13 protein-coding genes and 1 CRISPR repeat array are annotated in these 20,015 nt (G+C 41.2%); of the genes, 12 read left to right on the forward strand and 1 reads right to left on the reverse strand.

Translation table 11 applies throughout. The annotated features are described in order from the left end of the window. Positions 1 to 73: 73 nt before the first annotated feature. The 3 genes from lpdD (at position 74) to cas6 (ending at position 3,281) form a co-directional block, all read left to right on the forward strand. A complete protein-coding gene (gene lpdD, locus ACSNJE_RS12240; RefSeq protein ID WP_495252754.1) occupies positions 74 to 529 on the forward strand; it encodes a prenylated flavin chaperone LpdD in 456 nt (151 codons plus the stop codon). Beyond that, the gene (locus tag ACSNJE_RS12245; protein WP_495252755.1) at positions 465 to 2,231 is read left to right on the forward strand and encodes a UbiD family decarboxylase; all 1,767 of its coding nucleotides are present in this window, start codon (positions 465 to 467) and stop codon (positions 2,229 to 2,231) included. The genes lpdD and ACSNJE_RS12245 overlap by 65 nt, the downstream gene beginning before the upstream one ends. A gap of 312 nt (positions 2,232 to 2,543) precedes the next feature. After that, positions 2,544 to 3,281: a CRISPR-associated endoribonuclease Cas6 gene (cas6, locus tag ACSNJE_RS12250; RefSeq protein ID WP_495252756.1), complete on the forward strand. Its 738-nt coding sequence runs from the start codon at positions 2,544 to 2,546 to the stop codon at positions 3,279 to 3,281. Between the two features lie 30 nt (positions 3,282 to 3,311). Here cas6 and ACSNJE_RS12255 read toward each other — a convergent pair whose 3' ends face one another. After that, positions 3,312 to 3,839 (reverse strand): hypothetical protein, encoded by a 528-nt coding sequence (locus ACSNJE_RS12255; RefSeq protein WP_495252757.1) that lies wholly within the window; start codon positions 3,837 to 3,839, stop codon positions 3,312 to 3,314. 331 nt (positions 3,840 to 4,170) lie between these two features. On the opposite strand from ACSNJE_RS12255, the gene cas8b reads away from it, so the two are divergent. The 9 genes from cas8b to ACSNJE_RS12300 all read left to right on the forward strand — a co-directional run bounded on the left by cas8b (position 4,171) and on the right by ACSNJE_RS12300 (position 19,978). Then, positions 4,171 to 6,132 carry a type I-B CRISPR-associated protein Cas8b/Csh1 gene (cas8b, locus tag ACSNJE_RS12260; protein WP_495252758.1) on the forward strand — a complete coding sequence of 654 codons (1,962 nt, stop codon included), beginning with the start codon at positions 4,171 to 4,173 and terminating at the stop codon, positions 6,130 to 6,132. Then, complete coding sequence (gene cas7b / locus ACSNJE_RS12265; protein WP_495252759.1) at positions 6,107 to 7,057, forward strand: type I-B CRISPR-associated protein Cas7/Csh2; 951 nt, start codon at positions 6,107 to 6,109, stop codon at positions 7,055 to 7,057. The genes cas8b and cas7b overlap by 26 nt, the downstream gene beginning before the upstream one ends. 16 nt (positions 7,058 to 7,073) lie before the next feature. After that, positions 7,074 to 7,817, forward strand: coding sequence for a CRISPR-associated protein Cas5 (cas5, locus tag ACSNJE_RS12270; protein WP_495252760.1), 744 nt, complete (start codon positions 7,074 to 7,076; stop codon positions 7,815 to 7,817). Then, a complete protein-coding gene (gene cas3 / locus ACSNJE_RS12275) occupies positions 7,818 to 10,352 on the forward strand; it encodes a CRISPR-associated helicase Cas3' (RefSeq protein WP_495252761.1) in 2,535 nt (844 codons plus the stop codon). It begins immediately after the preceding gene. Positions 10,353 to 10,371: 19 nt separating this feature from the next. Then, a complete protein-coding gene (gene cas4 / locus ACSNJE_RS12280; protein WP_495252762.1) occupies positions 10,372 to 10,881 on the forward strand; it encodes a CRISPR-associated protein Cas4 in 510 nt (169 codons plus the stop codon). Between the two features lie 12 nt (positions 10,882 to 10,893). Next, positions 10,894 to 11,886 (forward strand): type I-B CRISPR-associated endonuclease Cas1b, encoded by a 993-nt coding sequence (gene cas1b / locus ACSNJE_RS12285; protein ID WP_495252763.1) that lies wholly within the window; start codon positions 10,894 to 10,896, stop codon positions 11,884 to 11,886. Between the two features lie 22 nt (positions 11,887 to 11,908). Next, positions 11,909 to 12,172: a CRISPR-associated endonuclease Cas2 gene (gene cas2, locus ACSNJE_RS12290; protein ID WP_013121319.1), complete on the forward strand. Its 264-nt coding sequence runs from the start codon at positions 11,909 to 11,911 to the stop codon at positions 12,170 to 12,172. Between the two features lie 261 nt (positions 12,173 to 12,433). After that, positions 12,434 to 18,598: direct repeats of the CRISPR family, unit length 30 nt; unit sequence GTTTTTAGCCTACCTATAAGGGATTGAAAC. A gap of 260 nt (positions 18,599 to 18,858) precedes the next feature. Continuing rightward, positions 18,859 to 19,029: a hypothetical protein gene (locus ACSNJE_RS12295; protein WP_495252764.1), complete on the forward strand. Its 171-nt coding sequence runs from the start codon at positions 18,859 to 18,861 to the stop codon at positions 19,027 to 19,029. A 328-nt stretch (positions 19,030 to 19,357) separates the two neighbouring features. Beyond that, positions 19,358 to 19,978: a type IV pili methyl-accepting chemotaxis transducer N-terminal domain-containing protein gene (locus tag ACSNJE_RS12300; RefSeq protein WP_495252765.1), complete on the forward strand. Its 621-nt coding sequence runs from the start codon at positions 19,358 to 19,360 to the stop codon at positions 19,976 to 19,978. Positions 19,979 to 20,015: the final 37 nt, after the last annotated feature.

Consider the following 20,015-nt stretch of genomic DNA (forward strand, 5'->3'; position numbering starts at 1 on the left):
AGATATCATAAAATAATGTTTACCGGGGAAGAGGAATTTTCATACAGTAATGTTATATCGGGTGAATGAAAGCATGCAAGAAATCAGGGTTTCCTCCGGTGAGGGCCGCTACAAAATAAATATACTGGCTGTCATAACCGGCGAAGGGATTGCTATTACTCTGACGGGCGGGGAAAAACCTCATGTAGGCGGAACGACTTTAAGCGTACCCCGCACAAGTCTGCAGGATCAGGGCTGCCTTTCATGTGATACCTGGATTACCCCTGTACCCGGGCATAAGGATGCGGAAATGGCCGCGTCCGTCGGAGAGCGGCTTTGCCGGGAAACAGGCCTGGTTGCTGCTGTGGTGGCAGGGGTGCACATTGACGGGGCTGAAGATTGGGAAATAAGGCAATTGGTGGCAAATGCCTCGGTGGCAGCCGACAAGCTTTGTCACGAGATAAAAAAATTACAGGAGAGTAACCATGCATACAAACCTGAGAAGTTTTATCAAGATGCTGCAAAGAGAAAACCAGATAATCGAGATTAATGCTGAGGTGGACCCCTATCTGGAACTGGCGGAAATTCACCGGCGGGTAATTGAAGATGAAGGGCCGGCCCTGCTCTTTACCAATGTTAAAGGGAGCAAGTTTCCTGTGGTCACAAATTTATTCGGCACCCGGGAAAGGGTAGAGATGGCCATAGGACCGAGGCCGGAAGCGATTGTTAAAAAAATTACCCAGGCGATGGACAAACTTTTGCCGCCCAAATTATCCAACCTCTGGCAGGAAAGGGACTGGCTCTTCAGCATTGCCAAAAGCGGCCTGCGCCGCGTAAGCCCTGCCAAAGCGCCTGTGCTCCAGGTGCGGCAGCCGAGAGTAAATTTGAAAGAGCTGCCTGTCCTGACGAGCTGGCAGGGGGATGGCGGGCCTTTTGTCACTTTGCCGCTGGTTTATACGGAACACCCGGTAACCAGGGAGCATAATCTGGGCATGTACCGGATTCAGATATTTTCGGAAAACCAGACGGGTATGCACTGGCAGATTCATAAGGGCGGCGGTTTTCATTACCACGAGGCGGAAAATAGGGGACAGGCCCTGCCTGTAACCCTTTTCCTTGGCGGCCCGCCGGCGCTGGTCATCGCGGCCATTACCGCTTTGCCTGAATCATTGCCGGAATTGATATATGCGTCCTTTTTAATGGGGGAAAAACTGAACATGACAGAAATAGACGGGCACCCGCATCCTATAATTGCCGAGGCCGAGTTCGCTGTTTGCGGGGAAGTGCCCCCGTTTGAAAGAAAACCGGAAGGACCCTTTGGGGACCATTACGGGTATTATTCGCTGGTTCACGAGTTTCCGGTGTTTAACGTCAAACAGGTTTATCACCGCAAAGACGCTATTTATCCGGCCACGGTAGTGGGTAAGCCCCGCCAGGAGGATTATTTCATTGGGGAATGGATGCAGGATCTGCTGGCACCGATATTTCCCCTGATTATGCCCGGCGTCAGGGCCTTGTGGACTTATGCTGAAGCAGGGTTCCATACCCTGGCCGGGGCTGTGGTCAGGGAAAGCTACCACCGGGAAGCATTGGCCCATGCCTTTAGAATACTGGGGGAGGGGCAACTGTCCCTGACCAAGGTCCTCATGATTACTGACGTCCCGGTTGATTTGAAGAAGTTCCCCGTATTTCTGGAAAGTGTGCTGGCGCGGTTCAATCCGGCCAGGGACCTGTTCATTATCAATAATACGGCCATGGATACCCTTGATTACACCGGGCGCAAGTTTAACCAGGGCAGCAAGGCCATTATGCTGGGCCTGGGGGACCCGGTGCGTGACCTGCCGGGAGAGTATACCGGTGGCCCGATTGCCGGCATTGATAAAATCAAACCTTACTGCCGTGGCTGCCTGATGATTTCCGGCTCTGCTTATTCCGCAGCGCCGGAGTTGGCCCGCCAGGTTGTGGAACACGGCCGGGAGCAATTGCAAGAATGGCCGCTGGTAATTTTGGTCGACGATGCCGATGCCCTGAAAGATCAGACCGGTTTTCTCTGGACCGTATTTACCCGTTTTGACCCGGCCTGGGATATTTATGCAGCCTATGAGGTTGGGCACAACAAAATTATTTACAGCGGTCCAATTGTGATAGATGCCCGGATGAAACCGGATTACCCCGATGAGTTGATTCCCAGGGAAGATATAGTGCGGCAGGTGTCCCAGAGGTGGAAGGAGTTGTTTGGGAAAAAACAGTAGCAGAGGCTAGAATATTCCTCCGCTCACGGACGACAGCTCGAATGAGAAAATTGTCGAAATTAGACGAGCGAAAGTACATGCCCAAGGAAGGAAAAATATAGTAATAAATAGAAGCCATATAAAAAAAGTAATTTAATTGCCAAATGTGTCAGAACGCGTCAGCCTTCCGGGCATCAGTCAAAATACAGCAACCTTCCGGACATGGGTCAAAATTCAATATTGCCGGTATGAAAGACATAATGGCCTGATACGGAGAAATTCCAGACTGACTGCTCCCGGAGGAGCAGTCTTTATTTTTGGAGGAGAGATAACGTGCACATATGTTTTTCTTTGCGTCCTGAGGGGATTATGGAGATTCCTCTGCAGTATAATCATATTGTCCAGGCGGCTGTGTACAGTTCCATAGATGCAGACCTGGCAGCTTTTCTGCATGACCAGGGGTATCAAAGCGGTAACCGGCGGTTCAAACTTTTTGCCTTTTCACGCCTGATGGGGAGGTTTCAGATTGACAAGGAAAAAGGCACAATCAGGTTTTTTGATGAGGTGAGGCTGGTGATTTCCTCACCGGTTGATCAATTTTGCCAGTCCATAGCTAACGGTATGTTGACCAAAGGCCGGTTGAGGCTGGGTACGGCCGAGGCGGAGGTGGAAAAGCTGGTTGTGCGGCAGCTTAAAGTGGGGGAGGAGAGAATAGCCGTCCGGACTCTTTCGCCGGCTGTAATCCGCAAAACTTTATATAAGCCTGAAGGTGGACGGTATTCCTGTTATATGCAACCGGGGGAACCGGATTATGATACCTTGCTGGAAAGTAATCTGCGCAAGAAGTATGAGGCCCTGTACGGACAGGCTGCGCCGGAAGGAAATGTGAAAGTGCGCAGGCTGGGAAGGGGGGATATGCGGCTGGTGAATTATAAGAATACGGTAATCAAGGGATATACCGGGGTAATGGAACTGTCCGGGCCGACGGAACTGCTGCAGATGGCGGTGGATGCAGGGTTGGGCAGCAAGAACAGCCAGGGATTTGGCTGTGTGGAGGTGGTTGAAAAATAAAAAACCGCCGCAGCGGCGGTGTGAGACATGTCAGCTTTTGTACTTTTCTTCTGCTTCACAAACCCGGTCAATGAGCTTTTCCAGCCTGGAGACGCGGTTTTTAAGGGCTTCGAATTCCCTTCTGATCTCGGCAGCATATTCTTTTTGGGCAGCTTCTGGGTTGTTTTCCAGGTCAAATACCCGGTCTTCCAATTTTTCCACTTTAAACGTGACCTCGGTGAACAGTCTTTTAATCATATCCAGGGTTTTTTCCAGGTCTTTATGATAGCCTTTAATTTCGGCAACGTCTTTTTCCAGCTTGTCCATGCGGTTTTCCAGGCTGTCCATGCGGCTTTCTAGCTTGTCCATGCGGTTTTCTATACTGTCCATGCGGGTTTCCAGCCTGTCCAGCCGAGCATCGATTTGTTCGAATCTTTTGTCAATCTGTTCAAATCTTTTATCGATTTCCTCAAATTTTCTGTCATGTTCCAACAGTTTACCATAAATTTTGGTAAGAAACGGTTCGATGGTTTCCAGCATTACATTTTTGATTTGTTTAAGGTCACCGGCATCCAGCAAGGGGCTCGCCTCCTTTAAAAATAGCGAACAAACGTTCTGTAAAAATAAGAGCATATTATGGAATGGAAAGCAATGGAGAAATGTGTTTTATTTTGATTATATCATAATGTTGCGGAAGCAGTGTAGGAACTAACGGGGAAAAGTTATTTTTTAAAACTGACAAACAGGTGTCAGTTTTATGAAGTAATTTTATTTATTGAGGGGAAAAGGCTGGGAAGGGGGGAGGTCCAGTTTGTGAATTGTTTTAGTAGTAGTATTCTAAAATACAGAACTGATGTAAAGTCACAAATGAAAAAGGTTAATGTTTCGGTAGAGAAAGGAGGTGAATAAGATGTTAGCTGCAATTAGGGACATAGGGGATTTGGCCAATAAATTCAGCCGGGGGACTTTCCTGGAAAACCTAACTATCGAGTTGCCGGACGAAATTGAAGGGAAAAAACAGCATGTAGTGTTACTGGATTTTTCTACTGAGAAGCCTTTTTTACAAATAAAGATTGCTGAGGTTACTCCTGGGTTAACTGAAAAGGAATATTTGTGGATAGGAAATGCTGATGGGAACAACAGCCCGCAGTGGTATTTAACTACAAATAATTTAGCCTTCGTTTTGTCTCAGACTCTTCCCAATATCATTAATATAATGCCTGAAGACACCTTGTTGTACCAAAAAGCAAAACAGGTATTACAAATTTATTTCTTTGATACAAATGTCACTGTTGGGGCTGAACAAAGGTACCGATATGTTTTTAATTTGGATTTGTTAGTTGGATATAAAGGGGATAAGTTAGCGGATATTTTGGCACTCCCCAAAAAACAGAAAAAGAAAGTCGAAGTAATTGAAAAGAATTTTAAAAAATGGTTAAAGCAAAACTATTCCATTAGTGACAAGGAGATCTGCCTATATGTAATACTCTTTGATGGTATGGTTGGGGCTAGGTTTTCTGAATATATGCAAAAAGTAGAAGAGATAAAAGTTGGTGAACTCTTTGATAAAGAGAGAGGAATTTGCACTGTTTGCGGAAAGGAGGAATTGATTACTGGAAATACAAGCCGAATGAAATTTAAGTACTATATTACGGATAAAGTCGGCTTTGCCAGCAATTTAAATAAAGAAGCTTTTCATAAGCACTACTCTTTTTGCCAGGAGTGTTATCAATTTGCTCTTCTCGCGGAGGCTTTTATTCGTAATAACTTTTCCAGCCGTTTAGGGAAATTGGATCTGTACATAATACCTGGTTTTTTAAAGTCTCCCTTGTTGACTTCTACTCGATTTTACAACTGGGTAAAGTATGTGCCTGATAGCCTTAATTTTTTAAAAGGTTTAAGTGCAATTAACGAATTAGAGGGACAGATAGACGAATACTTAAAGATCCGGGAATTTGACAATGAACTAATCTTTAATCTCCTGTTTTACCAGCGTAACAAAGCCGAGCTAAAGATTTTGAAGATGGTTAAGGATGTGCCACCTACCCGTTTCAGGGAAATAGCCTTAGCTTTTTTGGAGGTTAACAGGTCATGTAACGAAGTTTTTCCCGCTATCAGTGGTCAATTGGCTTTGGACCTCAACCGGATATATTACTTGATTCCGCTTCAACAAGGAGAAAATAAACACGAATATCAAAAATTTTTAACTTTCATTGAGGCAATCTTCGAAGGACGCCGTGTTCAACCTGCGTTCTTAATAAAACAATATCTGGAATTGTTTAAAGTGTATGCATTCAGTAAAGAGAATTTTAATGTTAAACCAGGTGATTCTAGATTCTGGGACATTGAAATGGCTAAGGCTAGTTTGAAGGTGAATTATTTAAATTGTTTTTTAAAGAAGGTTGGTGTGCTAAAAATGACAGAGCCAATTGAAGTGGAAGGGTTACGGAAAGATGAAAATGAGTTTATTAAATCTATGGGGTATAACATACAACAAGCGTCACTGTTTATACTGGGATACTTAATGGCTGAGGTGGCTAATGCTCAATATAACAGTAATTTAAATAGTAAGCCTATCTTGAACAAAATAGCTTATCAGGGTATGAGTAGCCGAAGGGTTGTTGCATTGGCAAATGAGGTTTTTAATAAATTAAGGCAATACAAAAGGTTAGATATTATTAACGAAAAGTATTTTTCGGTGATGAAGCAACTTTTAGACCATGAACTGGCAAATTGGACTTTAAGTGATAAAGAAAATGTATTCTATTTGCTATCTGGCTACAGCTATTTAACAGGAAAAGTTATTAATGCTGGCATACAAAAAGAAAAAGGAGGAGAAGACGGTAATGAGCGAGTTGATCAAAAACAATAGTGACATTTTATTTATTTATGATGCTAAACTTTGCAATCCTAATGGGGATCCGGATGACGAAAACAGGCCCCGGATGGATTATGAAAAAGAAATTAATCTGGTTTCTGACGTGAGATTGAAAAGATATATACGAGATTACCTTCAGGACAAAGGGAACGAAATATTTGTCACCAAGGTTAATGACCGAACTGTTGATGCGACTACCCGCTTAAAGAGTTTATTGGAAAAAGACAAGATAACAAAGGATGACATTCCGGTTATTTTAGAAAAACTGGTTGATGTGCGACTTTTTGGGGCCACTATGCCTATTAAAGCTGATGATGCAGGAGGAGGTTCCAGTGGTAGTTCGATTACATTTACCGGGCCGGTACAGTTTAACTGGGGGTATTCTCTAAATCGTGTTGAATTGATAGAATCGAGTGCAATTACATCTAGGTTTAGTTCAAATGAGGGCAACGAACAGGGTACAATTGGCAGGGATTACCGTTTATATTATTCATTAATTGCATTTCATGGCATTGTTTCTGCCCGTCGGGCAACTTATACCAAATTAGAAACGGAGACGTTAGAGCAATTGGATGAAGCATTGGTCAAGGCAATTCCCTTAGCAGCTACCAGGAGTAAAATTGGACAATATCCGTGCCTGTATCTACGGGTTGAGTATATTGATAATCAAACTTTTTTAGGAGATCTGCGAAATTATATAGAAGTATACCCTAAAACAGGGCTAAGAGATAGAAAAGACTTGCAACTGGAAGTAGGTAGCCTTGTGAGTCTTCTAAAAAGCAGAAAAGAAAAAGTTAACCAAGTAAAGCTGTATATGAATCCTGAATTGAATACTCATGTAAACGGCAAACCAACCAAAACTGACAAAGCACTGGTAGATGCGATAGGAGTCGAGAAGGTAATTGTAATACAGGACTAGAAAGGTTGGAGACGGTATGAAAAAAATCGTCGTATTCGATATTCGGGGACCGGCTGCTCATTTCAGGAAGTATTTTACCAATTCATCTTCTTTAAGCTATGCCTTTCCGCCCCGGACTGTTATCACCGGCATGATAGGCGCCATCTTAGGCCTGGAACGTGATTCGTACTATGAACTGTTAAGCCCAGATACAGCTCAGGTAGCGCTTAAAATTAATTGCCAAGTAAGAAAAATAATGCAAACCATAAAATTTATTAATACTAAGCAGCTTAATTGGGTTAATGGCTATGGTGGCCCGACCATGATACCGACAGAGATTGTTGTTCCGCAAGAAGGAAAAGAGTTAGTATACCGGGTATACTTTTCCCATAAAGATGAACGGATTCAAAAGAATTTGTTGGAAAAGCTAGAACATGGTCCTATATTCCCTCTTTTTTTGGGTAGGAGTGAGTTTTTGGCCAATCCTGTGCTTGTTGGAGAATTTACAGCGGAACCGAGTCAGGGTTCAGAAGTCCAGACAGTGGTAAACATGAGTCTTATAGAAGGTCAAAGCCTTGTTTTTCAGGCTGATGCTGGTAAGAACCTGGTCTATTTAAAGGAGCAAATGCCTTATGCCTTTGGTCCGGGTCGAAAATTAATTGAAATATGTAACATGCTTTACGAACGGTCATGCCAGGGCATCACGGCCAGGTTTAAAACATCTCCTTATTACATTGATGAATTGGACGAGACCTTGCTTTTTATGGAAGAAGGGGTTTAATTGGATTTTTATTCTCATTTTGACCAAGAAACCAATTACCATAAGTACCTCATTGTTCATTTGGCCGAGGTAGCCGGTCAGATGATAACTAACTTACAGGACTTACCTGCTTTGAGCTGGGAATTAGTGAAACCGGCTGTTACGGTTATTGGTTTAGGACATGATTTTGGCAAATATACTACCTTTTTCCAGGACTATCTTGTTAAAAGAAAAAACTGGGGGGCTTTAAGTTATCATGGCTTTATTTCAGCTGTGTGGACAGCGAGTCATCTCCTCGAGTTGCAATATTCCGATCAATACCGGTATATCCCGCTGATTGGATACATGGCTGTGCTGCATCATCATGGGAATCTTACTCATCCTCTGAATTTTTTAGCTTCGGAAAGGAGTCTCCACCAAGTTGCAACTCTTTGTAAAGATAATCTTAGAAATAGATTGGAGATAATGAACCGCCAATTAGATGATTTGCAAAAGAACTCCATTGTTATTGACAAAGAAATGAAATCTCTAATGGATACCTATGTTAAACCTGGTATTTACATGGGAGTGTCAGCCTTTGCCGAGAAAGTGCATAAAACTATTGGAAAATTATTTTTTCTCTATGACGACCTGATTATGGGTGAGGATAGCCTTGACGATGGACAAGCGGGGTATCTAACCTATCTTCAGCTCCTCTATATTTATTCTCTTCTTATCGATGCAGATAAAAAAAATGCTGCTGGATTAGAAGAAGTTAAACGTTTTGCGTTAAATTATAGCATTGTGGAAAAATATCGTAAAGTTGCTTATCCAAGCCCTAAGAAACAGGTTGACTTTCATCGCAATGAAGTATATCAAAGAGTCATGGAGAACTTGGAACAGAGATTCAGGGATGCTAAAATATTTACTATTACAGCTCCTACCGGCAGCGGCAAGACTATTACCGGTTTTGCTGCTGCCTTAAAACTCCGCGAACTAATTAAATCTACGAAAAGTAAACTATCAGGGGGGGCAGGGATTTCTGGAGCAGAAGTTTTAACAAAAGCCGACCAAGAAAGTAGAATAATCTATTCTCTGCCTTTTACTTCTATTATCGACCAAAACTATGATGTGCTGAAAGAAATGCTGGAACAAAATGTTTCGGCATACAAAGATAATAAAGATGCTTTTCTCATGAAACATCATCATTTAAGTGAAGTTAATTACAAGATTGATGGAGAAAATATCTCGTTGGATCATGCTCTCCTTAATGTCGAAGCATGGAATAGCGAAATTATAGTAACAACTTTTGTTCAGCTATTTCATACAGTTTTTGGCTATACAAATAAAATGCTAAAAAAGTTTCACCGTTTGGCTGGAAGTATTATATTAATGGACGAGGTTCAAAGTATTCCGGCGGAATATTGGGGAGCTGTAAGGCAATTATTAAAGCTAATGACCGAATATTTGGATTGTAGAATTATTTTAATGACTGCTACTAAACCTCTTATTTTTGAAGATAACGAATCAATTGAATTGGCAGGCAACAGTGAAGAAATTACTAAGTTGTTTAAAGCTTTTGACCGGGTTACATTGCGTTATTATGGGGAAAATCAAACGATAGACGAGTTTGTTCGATATTTTGGGTCTTGCTATGACCCAAACAAATCATATTTGTTAGTAATGAACACTATCAAAAGTTCTTTAGAGCTTTTTACTAATCTTAAACAAAATCTTGAAGGAATTACACCGATATTTTATCTGTCAACTAATGTAACACCTAAAGACAGACACAAAAAGTTAAATCAAATAAAAGAAAAACTGAAAAACCGTGAAAAAGTAATTATTGTCTCAACTCAGGTTGTAGAGGCAGGAGTTGACATCGATGTAGATGAAGTATTCAGGGATTTGGCTCCGATAGATTCGATTATTCAGTGTGCTGGCAGGTGTAATCGCAATAAAATGAGGACACGAGGTACAATAGAAGTGGTAAATCTAATGACAGACAATGGCCAAGATTATGCCAGTAAGGTATATGGACCGCTTCTGATAAATGAGGCTAGGGATTTGTTGAAAAAATACCCTTGTATAGATGAAAAGGATTTTGGACAAATGGTTAGCAACTATTTCATAAATTTAGTTAGGGGAAAACGTTTGTCATCGAAAAAATCTTTAGATCTCCTGGAAGCAGTGAAAAACTTATCTTTTAATGGTTCTCCAAGTGCAGGATGTGGTAATATTAGCGAATTCTGTCTGATTAGAGAGCTACCATTCTATGTTGATGTATTTATAGAACAAGATGAAGAGGCTCAGGCTGTTTGGGATGATTATGAAACAACAGTTTTGTCAGAACATGACCCTCTAGTTAGGCGAAAAAACTATATGCAGATTAAAGCCAAATTAGCTAGATATATTATTTCTATTCCTGAGAGGGACCGGCAGGAAAGTAACATTTTAGGTTTACAGGCCTATGGCCGGCTCTATCGCTTACCCAATGAATATTGGAAGAGTTATTATGATTCTGAAACAGGTTTTAAACGTGCTTCACTAAGGACAGAGACCTTTGAAATACTTTGATTTCCTGAAGGTGATGCTCGTGACCAACCAACAGGACCTCCACATCACCGGCACCCTCATCTGGTACTACTTCATCTGCCACCGCGAGGTGTGGCTCATGGCGCGCCAGATTAATCCGGACGAGGACAACCCAAACGTGGACCTGGGCAGGTTTATCCAGGAGCAGACATACCCCCGCGAGAAAAAAGAAATCAGCCTGGGCCACATCAAGCTTGATATTGTACATAAAGGTAAGGACGGGCTGGTTATCGGCGAAGTGAAAAAAAGCTCCAAATTCGAGGCCAGCGCGCGCATGCAATTGGCTTATTATTTGGCAGAACTGGAAAAAGCAGGTCTTACGGCGAAAGGGGAACTTCGGTTTCCCAAGGAGAAAAGACGGGAAACAGTGGAATTGACGGATGAACTGAGGGCCAAACTGGATGCAGCGGTCCGGGATATTTTACGCATTGTCTATCTGGACGGGCCTCCACCGCCTGTCAGGGTCAGGTGGTGCAAAAACTGCGCTTATGCGGAATTCTGTTGGTCATAACGGAGGGCCTGCATGAAAAAGATTGTCTATATTTTTTCTGACGGCGAATTGAAAAGGCAGGACAATACTCTGAAATTTTATTGCGAAGAAACCAACCGGTATCTGCCGGTTGAAGACATCAGCGACATTTTTGTTTTCGGAGAGGTAAATATTAACAAAAAACTTCTCGAACTCCTGTCGCAGAAGGAAATTGTCATGCACTATTTCAACTACCACGGTTACTATATGGGCACCTTTTACCCCCGGGAACACTATAACTCAGGGTATATGACCCTCAAACAGGCGCAATTTTACCTGGAACACGACAGGCGAATGGGAATTGCCGGAGCAATAGTCAGAGGAGCGTTAAAAAACATCAGGCAGGTATTGAAATACTATGCCAACAGGGGCAAAGATCTGGATGCGAGTCTTCAGAAATTAAAGGAATTTGAAGAACAGATTGATGGCTGTGCTGAAATTTCGGAACTCATGGCTGTAGAAGGAAACGCCAGAGAGTGTTATTACAGGGCTTTTGATAAAATTATAGAAAATAAAGATTTTATTTTTGAACAACGAACGCGCCGCCCGCCCAAAAATCACCTGAACAGCCTGATCAGTTTCGGGAATTCTGTTATTTACACGCTGGTGCTCAGTGAAATTTATAAGACTCATCTTGACCCCCGGATTGGTTTCCTGCATGCCACCAATTTCCGCAGATTTTCACTGAATCTGGATATTGCGGAAATATTTAAACCCATCCTGGTTGACCGGGTGATATTTTCGCTCCTGGCAAAGAAAATGGTCACCAAACAAGACTTTGAAAGTGGGATGGAAGGAATCGTGATTAAGGACCGGGCCAAAAAACTGTTTGTGGAAGAACTGGATAACAAGCTGAAAACAACAATCAAACACCGGGATATTGGCAGAGAAGTATCCTACAGGCGCCTGATTCGCCTTGAGTTGTACAAGCTGGAAAAGCACCTGATGGGTGAAAAGGAGTATGAACCTTTTGTAGCGCGGTGGTAGGAGATAACCGGCAGGTGAAGTTATGTTTGTTATTTTGGTTTATGATGTGAATACCAAGAGGGTCAACAAAGTGCTCAAAAAAGCCAGGAAATACCTGAACTGGGTACAGAATTCGGTTCTGGAAGGTGAAATAAGTGAGGCCAATTACAGGAAACTGAAGATGGAGCTGCAAAATGTGATCAATGAGGAAGAGGACTCCTGCCTTTTTTATACCTTCCGCACGACAAAATATTCGCAGCGGGAATCTCTCGGGATAAAAAAAGGCGGAGATGACATGATAATTTAATTGGTCTGTTTTATTAGAAGTAACCACTGAATTATTAACTTCAAAGCCGAAACCGGTCAGACGGAAAATTTGTCGTCGACCTCCGGTAGCGCAAAAACCCCGGGGGATCGACGACAAAGCCAAAACAGGGCTCAGGCTTAGAAAAATAAGCAAATACTGCAAAACAGGCCTTTAAAAAAGAACATTTTTATGTTAAAATGCTGAAAGGTACAGAAAACCAAAAAGCCTTGCTGTACCTGATTTTTTGGCCCACCGGAACGGGTTTTTAGCCTACCTATAAGGGATTGAAACATTAGCACGACAAACGACTAACACCCCGGGTGCCACGTTTTTAGCCTACCTATAAGGGATTGAAACCAATATACAACCTTTTTCAACCTTAACCAAACATTTATGTGTTTTTAGCCTACCTATAAGGGATTGAAACATGAGAGTATAAAAAGGGCGAAGTCAATTGTAAGGGTTTTTAGCCTACCTATAAGGGATTGAAACGCGAACGGTGCCGCCATCTCATAAGGACAGGCCTGAAGGTTTTTAGCCTACCTATAAGGGATTGAAACAAAAGAAAAGAAGAAATAAAAAGAGGAATGTTCATTAAGTTTTTAGCCTACCTATAAGGGATTGAAACAACCTTCCCAATTTATAGGCTCTGCTGGACCTGTTATATGTTTTTAGCCTACCTATAAGGGATTGAAACAGAGGTTTATATGATAGTTACGCAAAGGTTCAAAAAGTTTTTAGCCTACCTATAAGGGATTGAAACCCTGATACCGGGTCTTTGTAATGCAGTCCCTTTTGGACGTTTTTAGCCTACCTATAAGGGATTGAAACGTCTTTGAACCAGACACCGTGGACCCCACTTCTCCGCAGTTTTTAGCCTACCTATAAGGGATTGAAACCCCCGAAGAATCGGTGGATTATGAGGTGCAGGATTAATTTGGGTTTTTAGCCTACCTATAAGGGATTGAAACTGAGGAATTTCCGTTCTTACGGGAAATTCTCACAAGAGTTTTTAGCCTACCTATAAGGGATTGAAACAATGGTTCTTATGATGGGGTTGGTTGGAGTGTAGATAAGTTTTTAGCCTACCTATAAGGGATTGAAACAGAAGGAGAGACATATAAGGGCATTACATAATGGTGAGAGTTTTTAGCCTACCTATAAGGGATTGAAACAAGTATTAGAGGAGGTTGTAGGAAGTTTAGGTTATCGTTTTTAGCCTACCTATAAGGGATTGAAACATCTTGTAGCGGCATCATGGACGATATTATCACCACGTTTTTAGCCTACCTATAAGGGATTGAAACGCGCAACAGCACGAAAAAACTCTGCTGTTTGCATCGTTTTTAGCCTACCTATAAGGGATTGAAACTCGTCGCCCAAGGCTGACTGCAATACTTTGGCCACGTTTTTAGCCTACCTATAAGGGATTGAAACATTCTCAGACTACAAAGGCTCTTTATCAATTGAATCGTTTTTAGCCTACCTATAAGGGATTGAAACTTTGCCGCTTCCCGCACAGCTTCGACGCCATATTGGTTTTTAGCCTACCTATAAGGGATTGAAACTGAAAAAGAGACTATCTTAAAAGCTCAATTCAATCAGTTTTTAGCCTACCTATAAGGGATTGAAACTTCGATGGCAGAAAGTGATAATGTAAGAAGGGCAATAGGTTTTTAGCCTACCTATAAGGGATTGAAACTAATATAAACAAGGTTCACCGCCAGTAATAACTACGTTTTTAGCCTACCTATAAGGGATTGAAACTTTTTTGGTTACTAAGCAGGGACCCTATGAAATGAAGGGGTTTTTAGCCTACCTATAAGGGATTGAAACTTGGGAGCGTAGGGAATCATTGGTTAATCCCCTCTGTTTTTAGCCTACCTATAAGGGATTGAAACCACTGGCAGTGTCGCTGAAGTTTGCGCCCCATAACATTGGTTTTTAGCCTACCTATAAGGGATTGAAACGTTTCTCATCCCGGAACGTTTTCCTTCCACCGGGAATAGTTTTTAGCCTACCTATAAGGGATTGAAACACAAATATTAAATGTAATATAATTTTAAATTTTTGGTTTTTAGCCTACCTATAAGGGATTGAAACAAGGTCATAGATATTTTCAGATATTGGAAATGGATGAGTTTTTAGCCTACCTATAAGGGATTGAAACTCAGTGGTGATGAGGTTTCTTATTTTTTAGATGTCATAGGTTTTTAGCCTACCTATAAGGGATTGAAACTGCGGTGGCCAGGAAATATACGACACAAAACAATGCCGTTTTTAGCCTACCTATAAGGGATTGAAACTGGACCGGGTAAAAGGCCGGTGCGATTATCTCACTCAAGTTTTTAGCCTACCTATAAGGGATTGAAACCTTTACACAGAGAGCTATTAGACAAGCCGATATGGAAGAAGTTTTTAGCCTACCTATAAGGGATTGAAACCTAATATGGGTTCAGGGCAGGTAAAAATAGATTGGAGTGGTTTTTAGCCTACCTATAAGGGATTGAAACATATAGGTATACGTATAAATATAATAGCCAAATATAGGGTTTTTAGCCTACCTATAAGGGATTGAAACATGAAGTCTCCTATTAGATGGTAATTATTACCGTCTAGGTTTTTAGCCTACCTATAAGGGATTGAAACCACTACAAAATAATCATAAAGAGTGGAAACATCTATTGTTTTTAGCCTACCTATAAGGGATTGAAACTACGATGGGTCGAAGACAACTTTGGCCTGTCCGATACGTTTTTAGCCTACCTATAAGGGATTGAAACTCCACCTACCTAAAAAAGTTTTACATTCTATAACTTCAGTTTTTAGCCTACCTATAAGGGATTGAAACTACTTGTTCCAATTGCTATATTCCTTCCTGCCGTAAAGTTTTTAGCCTACCTATAAGGGATTGAAACAATTCATATATGATATAGGATAAATTTGGTAACACAGTTTTTAGCCTACCTATAAGGGATTGAAACTTGTGTTTCCAACTTGAAATTTACTGCTCAATTTTATTGTTTTTAGCCTACCTATAAGGGATTGAAACTAGACCAAACACAAATATACTCTGGCATTTACGGCCGGTTTTTAGCCTACCTATAAGGGATTGAAACCTCAATACTTCCAGGATAAACAATCTGGACCTTAGGTTTTTAGCCTACCTATAAGGGATTGAAACCTGCGGGTCCATGGCTATCCAATAGCACGCCAGCATGTCGTTTTTAGCCTACCTATGAGGGATTGAAACCAGGGTACACAGAACGTCCGAATCAGCGCAGAACCAACGTTTTTAGCCTACCTATGAGGGATTGAAACATTCTACATCAAAATAGCCATCCTGTCCATCTTCTCCGTTTTTAGCCTACCTATGAGGGATTGAAATTCATCATTATTAGGTCCCCAACCAATAATCTTTTTTAGTTTTTAGCCTACCTATGAGGGATTGAAATTCGTATTCAGGCAGGAATATCGCGCCGGGGCCGGTATAAGTTTTTAGCCTACCTATGAGGGATTGAAATGCCAAATACGCAGGGGCAACAATCAGGGAAAATGACTTCACCGTTTTTAGCCTACCTATGAGGGATTGAAATAAACATTTCGCAACTGTGATGTAATAAGGGTTTGTCAGAGTTTTTAGCCTACCTATGAGGGATTGAAATTTCTATGGCGTCAAATACCAATGGCGTTGGAAGGCTTGGGTTTTAGCCTACCTATGAGGGATTGAAATTGCAATCACTCAATGGATACATCGTTATCGAAAAGCCTGGTTTTTAGCCTACCTATGAGGGATTGAAATTTAAATCGTCAGCCATTGAATCAGTTACTTTTATATTAGTTTTTAGCCTACCTATGAGGGATTGAAATTGTAAACTGCGGGCTGATAACCGGCAAGCCCGCAAGCCGTTTTTAGCCTACCTATGAGGGATTGAAATAAGGCATGTCAAGGGCAGGCTTGCCTGCCTGCCCGCAGTTTTTAGCCTACCTATGAGGGATTGAAATGAGCAACCGCCGAAAAAACTATGTGACCAACTTTTAAAGTTTTTAGCCTACTTATGAGGGATTGAAATATTTTAGCTTCAGCATTACAGTATACTGCAACACAATATGTTTTTAGCCTACCTATGAGGGATTGAAATCGGCATTACCGTAATCGATTACCGCGGTTTTGTTAAAAAGTTTTTAGCCTACCTATGAGGGATTGAAATCTACTGGACCCGGAGGAGTTGGCCAAGCAGGCGGCCGGGTTTTTAGCCTACCTATGAGGGATTGAAATCCGTTGGCATCTTCTGCATACGGCGCAGGGATTCGGGGTTTTTAGCCTACCTATGAGGGATTGAAACGACGAATTCGAGGGCATGACAGAGATACGGAACGTCGTTTTTAGCCTACCTATGAGGGATTGAAACTTTGAAATCGTCCTGCAATGCAAAGGGTAAGTTTGAGTTTTTAGCCTACCTATGAGGGATTGAAACATCTAATTCGTGGCGTAACTTGCTGTATGCTTCTTCGTTTTTAGCCTACCTATGAGGGATTGAAACATGAGTATGGAGTTACGATGTTCTGCGGTCGGCAGGTTTTTAGCCTACCTATAAGGGATTGAAACTTCTTCGACCAGCCTAGTATTTTGGCGGCCTCTTTGACCCGTTTTTAGCCTACCTATAAGGGATTGAAACTAGTAGTCCAGGTACTTCTCAGCTAACCTGATTTCTTCCGTTTTTAGCCTACCTATAAGGGATTGAAACAGGAGAGTGCTGATAAAGGGTACAAAGAAGGTAGGGGTTTTTAGCCTACCTATAAGGGATTGAAACTGCCTGAAGAAACTTCCCTACCAGAGGAAGAAACAGCAGTTTTTAGCCTACCTATAAGGGATTGAAACACAAAACCCGTAACACCGCCGTCCTGGTAATAGTCAAGTTTTTAGCCTACCTATAAGGGATTGAAACAACATATTCTGTTGTTTTTGCTGCTGCCTTGGTTTTTCCGTTTTTAGTCTACCTATAAGGGATTGAAACTTCACTATGAAAGTTAGAGAAATATAACAGGCAGGTATGTTTTTAGTCTACCTATAAGGGATTGAAACTAAACTCAAAATCGCGTCTACAAGCAAATGCGGCATCGGTTTTTAGTCTACCTATAAGGGATTGAAACCAGGTGGTAGGCGTGGTAGTTTCGTACATACTTGGACAGTTTTTAGTCTACCTATAAGGGATTGAAACTCCACGGACCGGAGCTGGGCTTGTATATTGCTCAGCGTTTTTAGTCTACCTATAAGGGATTGAAACCAGACAAAACCGACAATGGAACCATCTTCATTCACTATGTTTTTAGTCTACCTATAAGGGATTGAAACGCTCGCTATCTACAGCGGGTACGGTCACCTTCTGCTGGTTTTTAGTCTACCTATAAGGGATTGAAACTTGACAAAGAGATTGGTACTCCTAAATACGACTTGAAGTTTTTAGTCTACCTATAAGGGATTGAAACTTGGCTGTTATTGTTAACCTGTTATGGCAATATTTAAGTTTTTAGTCTACCTATAAGGGATTGAAACTGCCTGAAGAAACTTCCCTACCAGAGGAAGAAACAGCAGTTTTTAGCCTACCTATAAGGGATTGAAACACCCCGACATACCCGTCATACGGGCTGTCGGGGGCATCAGTTTTTAGCCTACCTATAAGGGATTGAAACCTGCTGGGAACCGGCGGCGAACCGGTACAGGTTAGTTTTTAGCCTACCTATGAGGGATTGAAACATAGATGCAGACACTCTGGTCAAGCAGCCGGATGAACGGGTTTTTAGCCTACCTATGAGGGATTGAAACACTCTAAATAACCTCTATAATCGTAAACCGAAAAAGTTTTTAGCCTACCTATAAGGGATTGAAACGCAACCAACGCAATAATATATCCAACGCCCGACGCCGTTTTTAGCCTACCTATAAGGGATTGAAACTAATCACCCTGAACATACCTGGCTGGCCGCCGTAATCGGTTTTTAGCCTACCTATAAGGGATTGAAACCCAATTCCTAGCATGTTCTAACAAAGCCCTTTCTTGTTTTTAGCCTACCTATAAGGGATTGAAACTTGGTATATTTCAAGGATAAAACTATATGCCCATTGAGTTTTTAGCCTACCTATGAGGGATTGAAACCCGAATGTAGTACCGCGCTTATAGCTCCAACTACCCGTTTTTAGCCTACCTATGAGGGATTGAAACACAAACTCCAGCCGGCAGCCAGCCTTTTCAATTTCTTGTTTTTAGCCTACCTATGAGGGATTGAAACCAGCGATTGGTAGAGCTGGCCAACGATTACGATATCGTTTTTAGCCTACCTATGAGGGATTGAAACTTCGGTACATTCCCCCAGAAATAAATGTCAGAATGTTCCGTTTTTAGCCTACCTATGAGGGATTGAAACAAGTTAACTATGGTGGGGAAATACCTGTCGTTTGTATATCTAAGAAAGAAAGAAGGGTTTAAGGCCGGGAATTTGGGTAATAATAATTAGCTCCTAAGTATGCTAAACTTATTTTTCGTTTGGCAAGCCACCGGGAGTTAGGTTTAAAGGAAAAGTCGTATTTCAGGGGTAATCCAGATGCAAAGGTAGTTTGTTGCTTTGTAGTTCCTATAAGCTATGCTTTAATAAAGCTGTCTACTGTTATATATAGCAGGAAACTTTTGGATGTTGGATTAAAAGAAGGAGAAATTGAAGAAAATATTCGCAACGTAAAAGTTCTTGCTCGGGAAATAGCGAGGCTTATCACAAAAAAAACTGGGTTTTGCAGGAAGGCAGGTAACAAAGCTAATGATACTTGGGGATTACCAGTAGCCTTAAGTTTATTTATATAATTAATTTCATTAGGTGGGTGTCCCTCCTTTATGGTTTATTTGTTTTTTCCGCTTTAATAATACTCGAGGGATACCCACCTTTTTCAATGCATGTTTTAGCTTAAAAAATATTGGGTCTATCTACAATGTGAAATTATTAAAAGATTGACAAAAATAGGACAAGATGTACAATGTTTTTATTACAAAATAAATTTCGATTTATGTAGCAAACAAGTTTTGATTTAAATGGATAACTTCAGACAAGTGATTAATACTTTTGGATAGTAAACTTTTTGGTTATTTGTTAAATGACATGACACAGATACAAAAGATTTAGACAGGTGATGGTATGCTTGTACAATTAAGCAAAAAAGGTAATTTGGAAAGTAAGATTAGCACAGGCTTAAAAGTTATTATTGTAATTTTATTAGTCTTTTCTATTATTAGAACGATATCGGTTTTTGTTTTTATAGGTAATTTGGCAAATGACTACAGAGTTGTTAATTATGCAGGAATTGTTAGAGGTATGTCGCAAAGGCTTATTAAACTTGAAATGGCAGGACAAGCAAAAGAAGACTTAATTGCAGAGATAGACAGCATTATAAACGGCCTTATCAATGGTAGTAAGGAATTACACCTGCCTAAAACTACAGACAAAGAGTTTATTGCAAAGATGAAGGACGTTGAAAAGGCATGGAGCTCGCTTAAAAAATCTATCAGAAAAGCAAGATTGGATAAAAATTATGATAGCATTTTAAAAGAAAGCGAAGATTTCTTTGAACTGACAAATAATGCGGTTTTCGCAGCAGAGAGATTTTCTAAGAACGATGCAACTACCTTAAAAAATATTTTTTTAATTACCTTTTTAATTACCCTTCCCTTATTGGCATTTATTTTGTTTATAAACAACATTAACTATCAAGTATTAAAACGTAAGCGTAAAATAATCCCCACCTTGCAACTAAGGTAGGGACTCAAATAGGCTTAATTATTGACCCGGCAGCTAC

The organism is Thermincola sp. GK-1 (assembly GCF_059412445.1).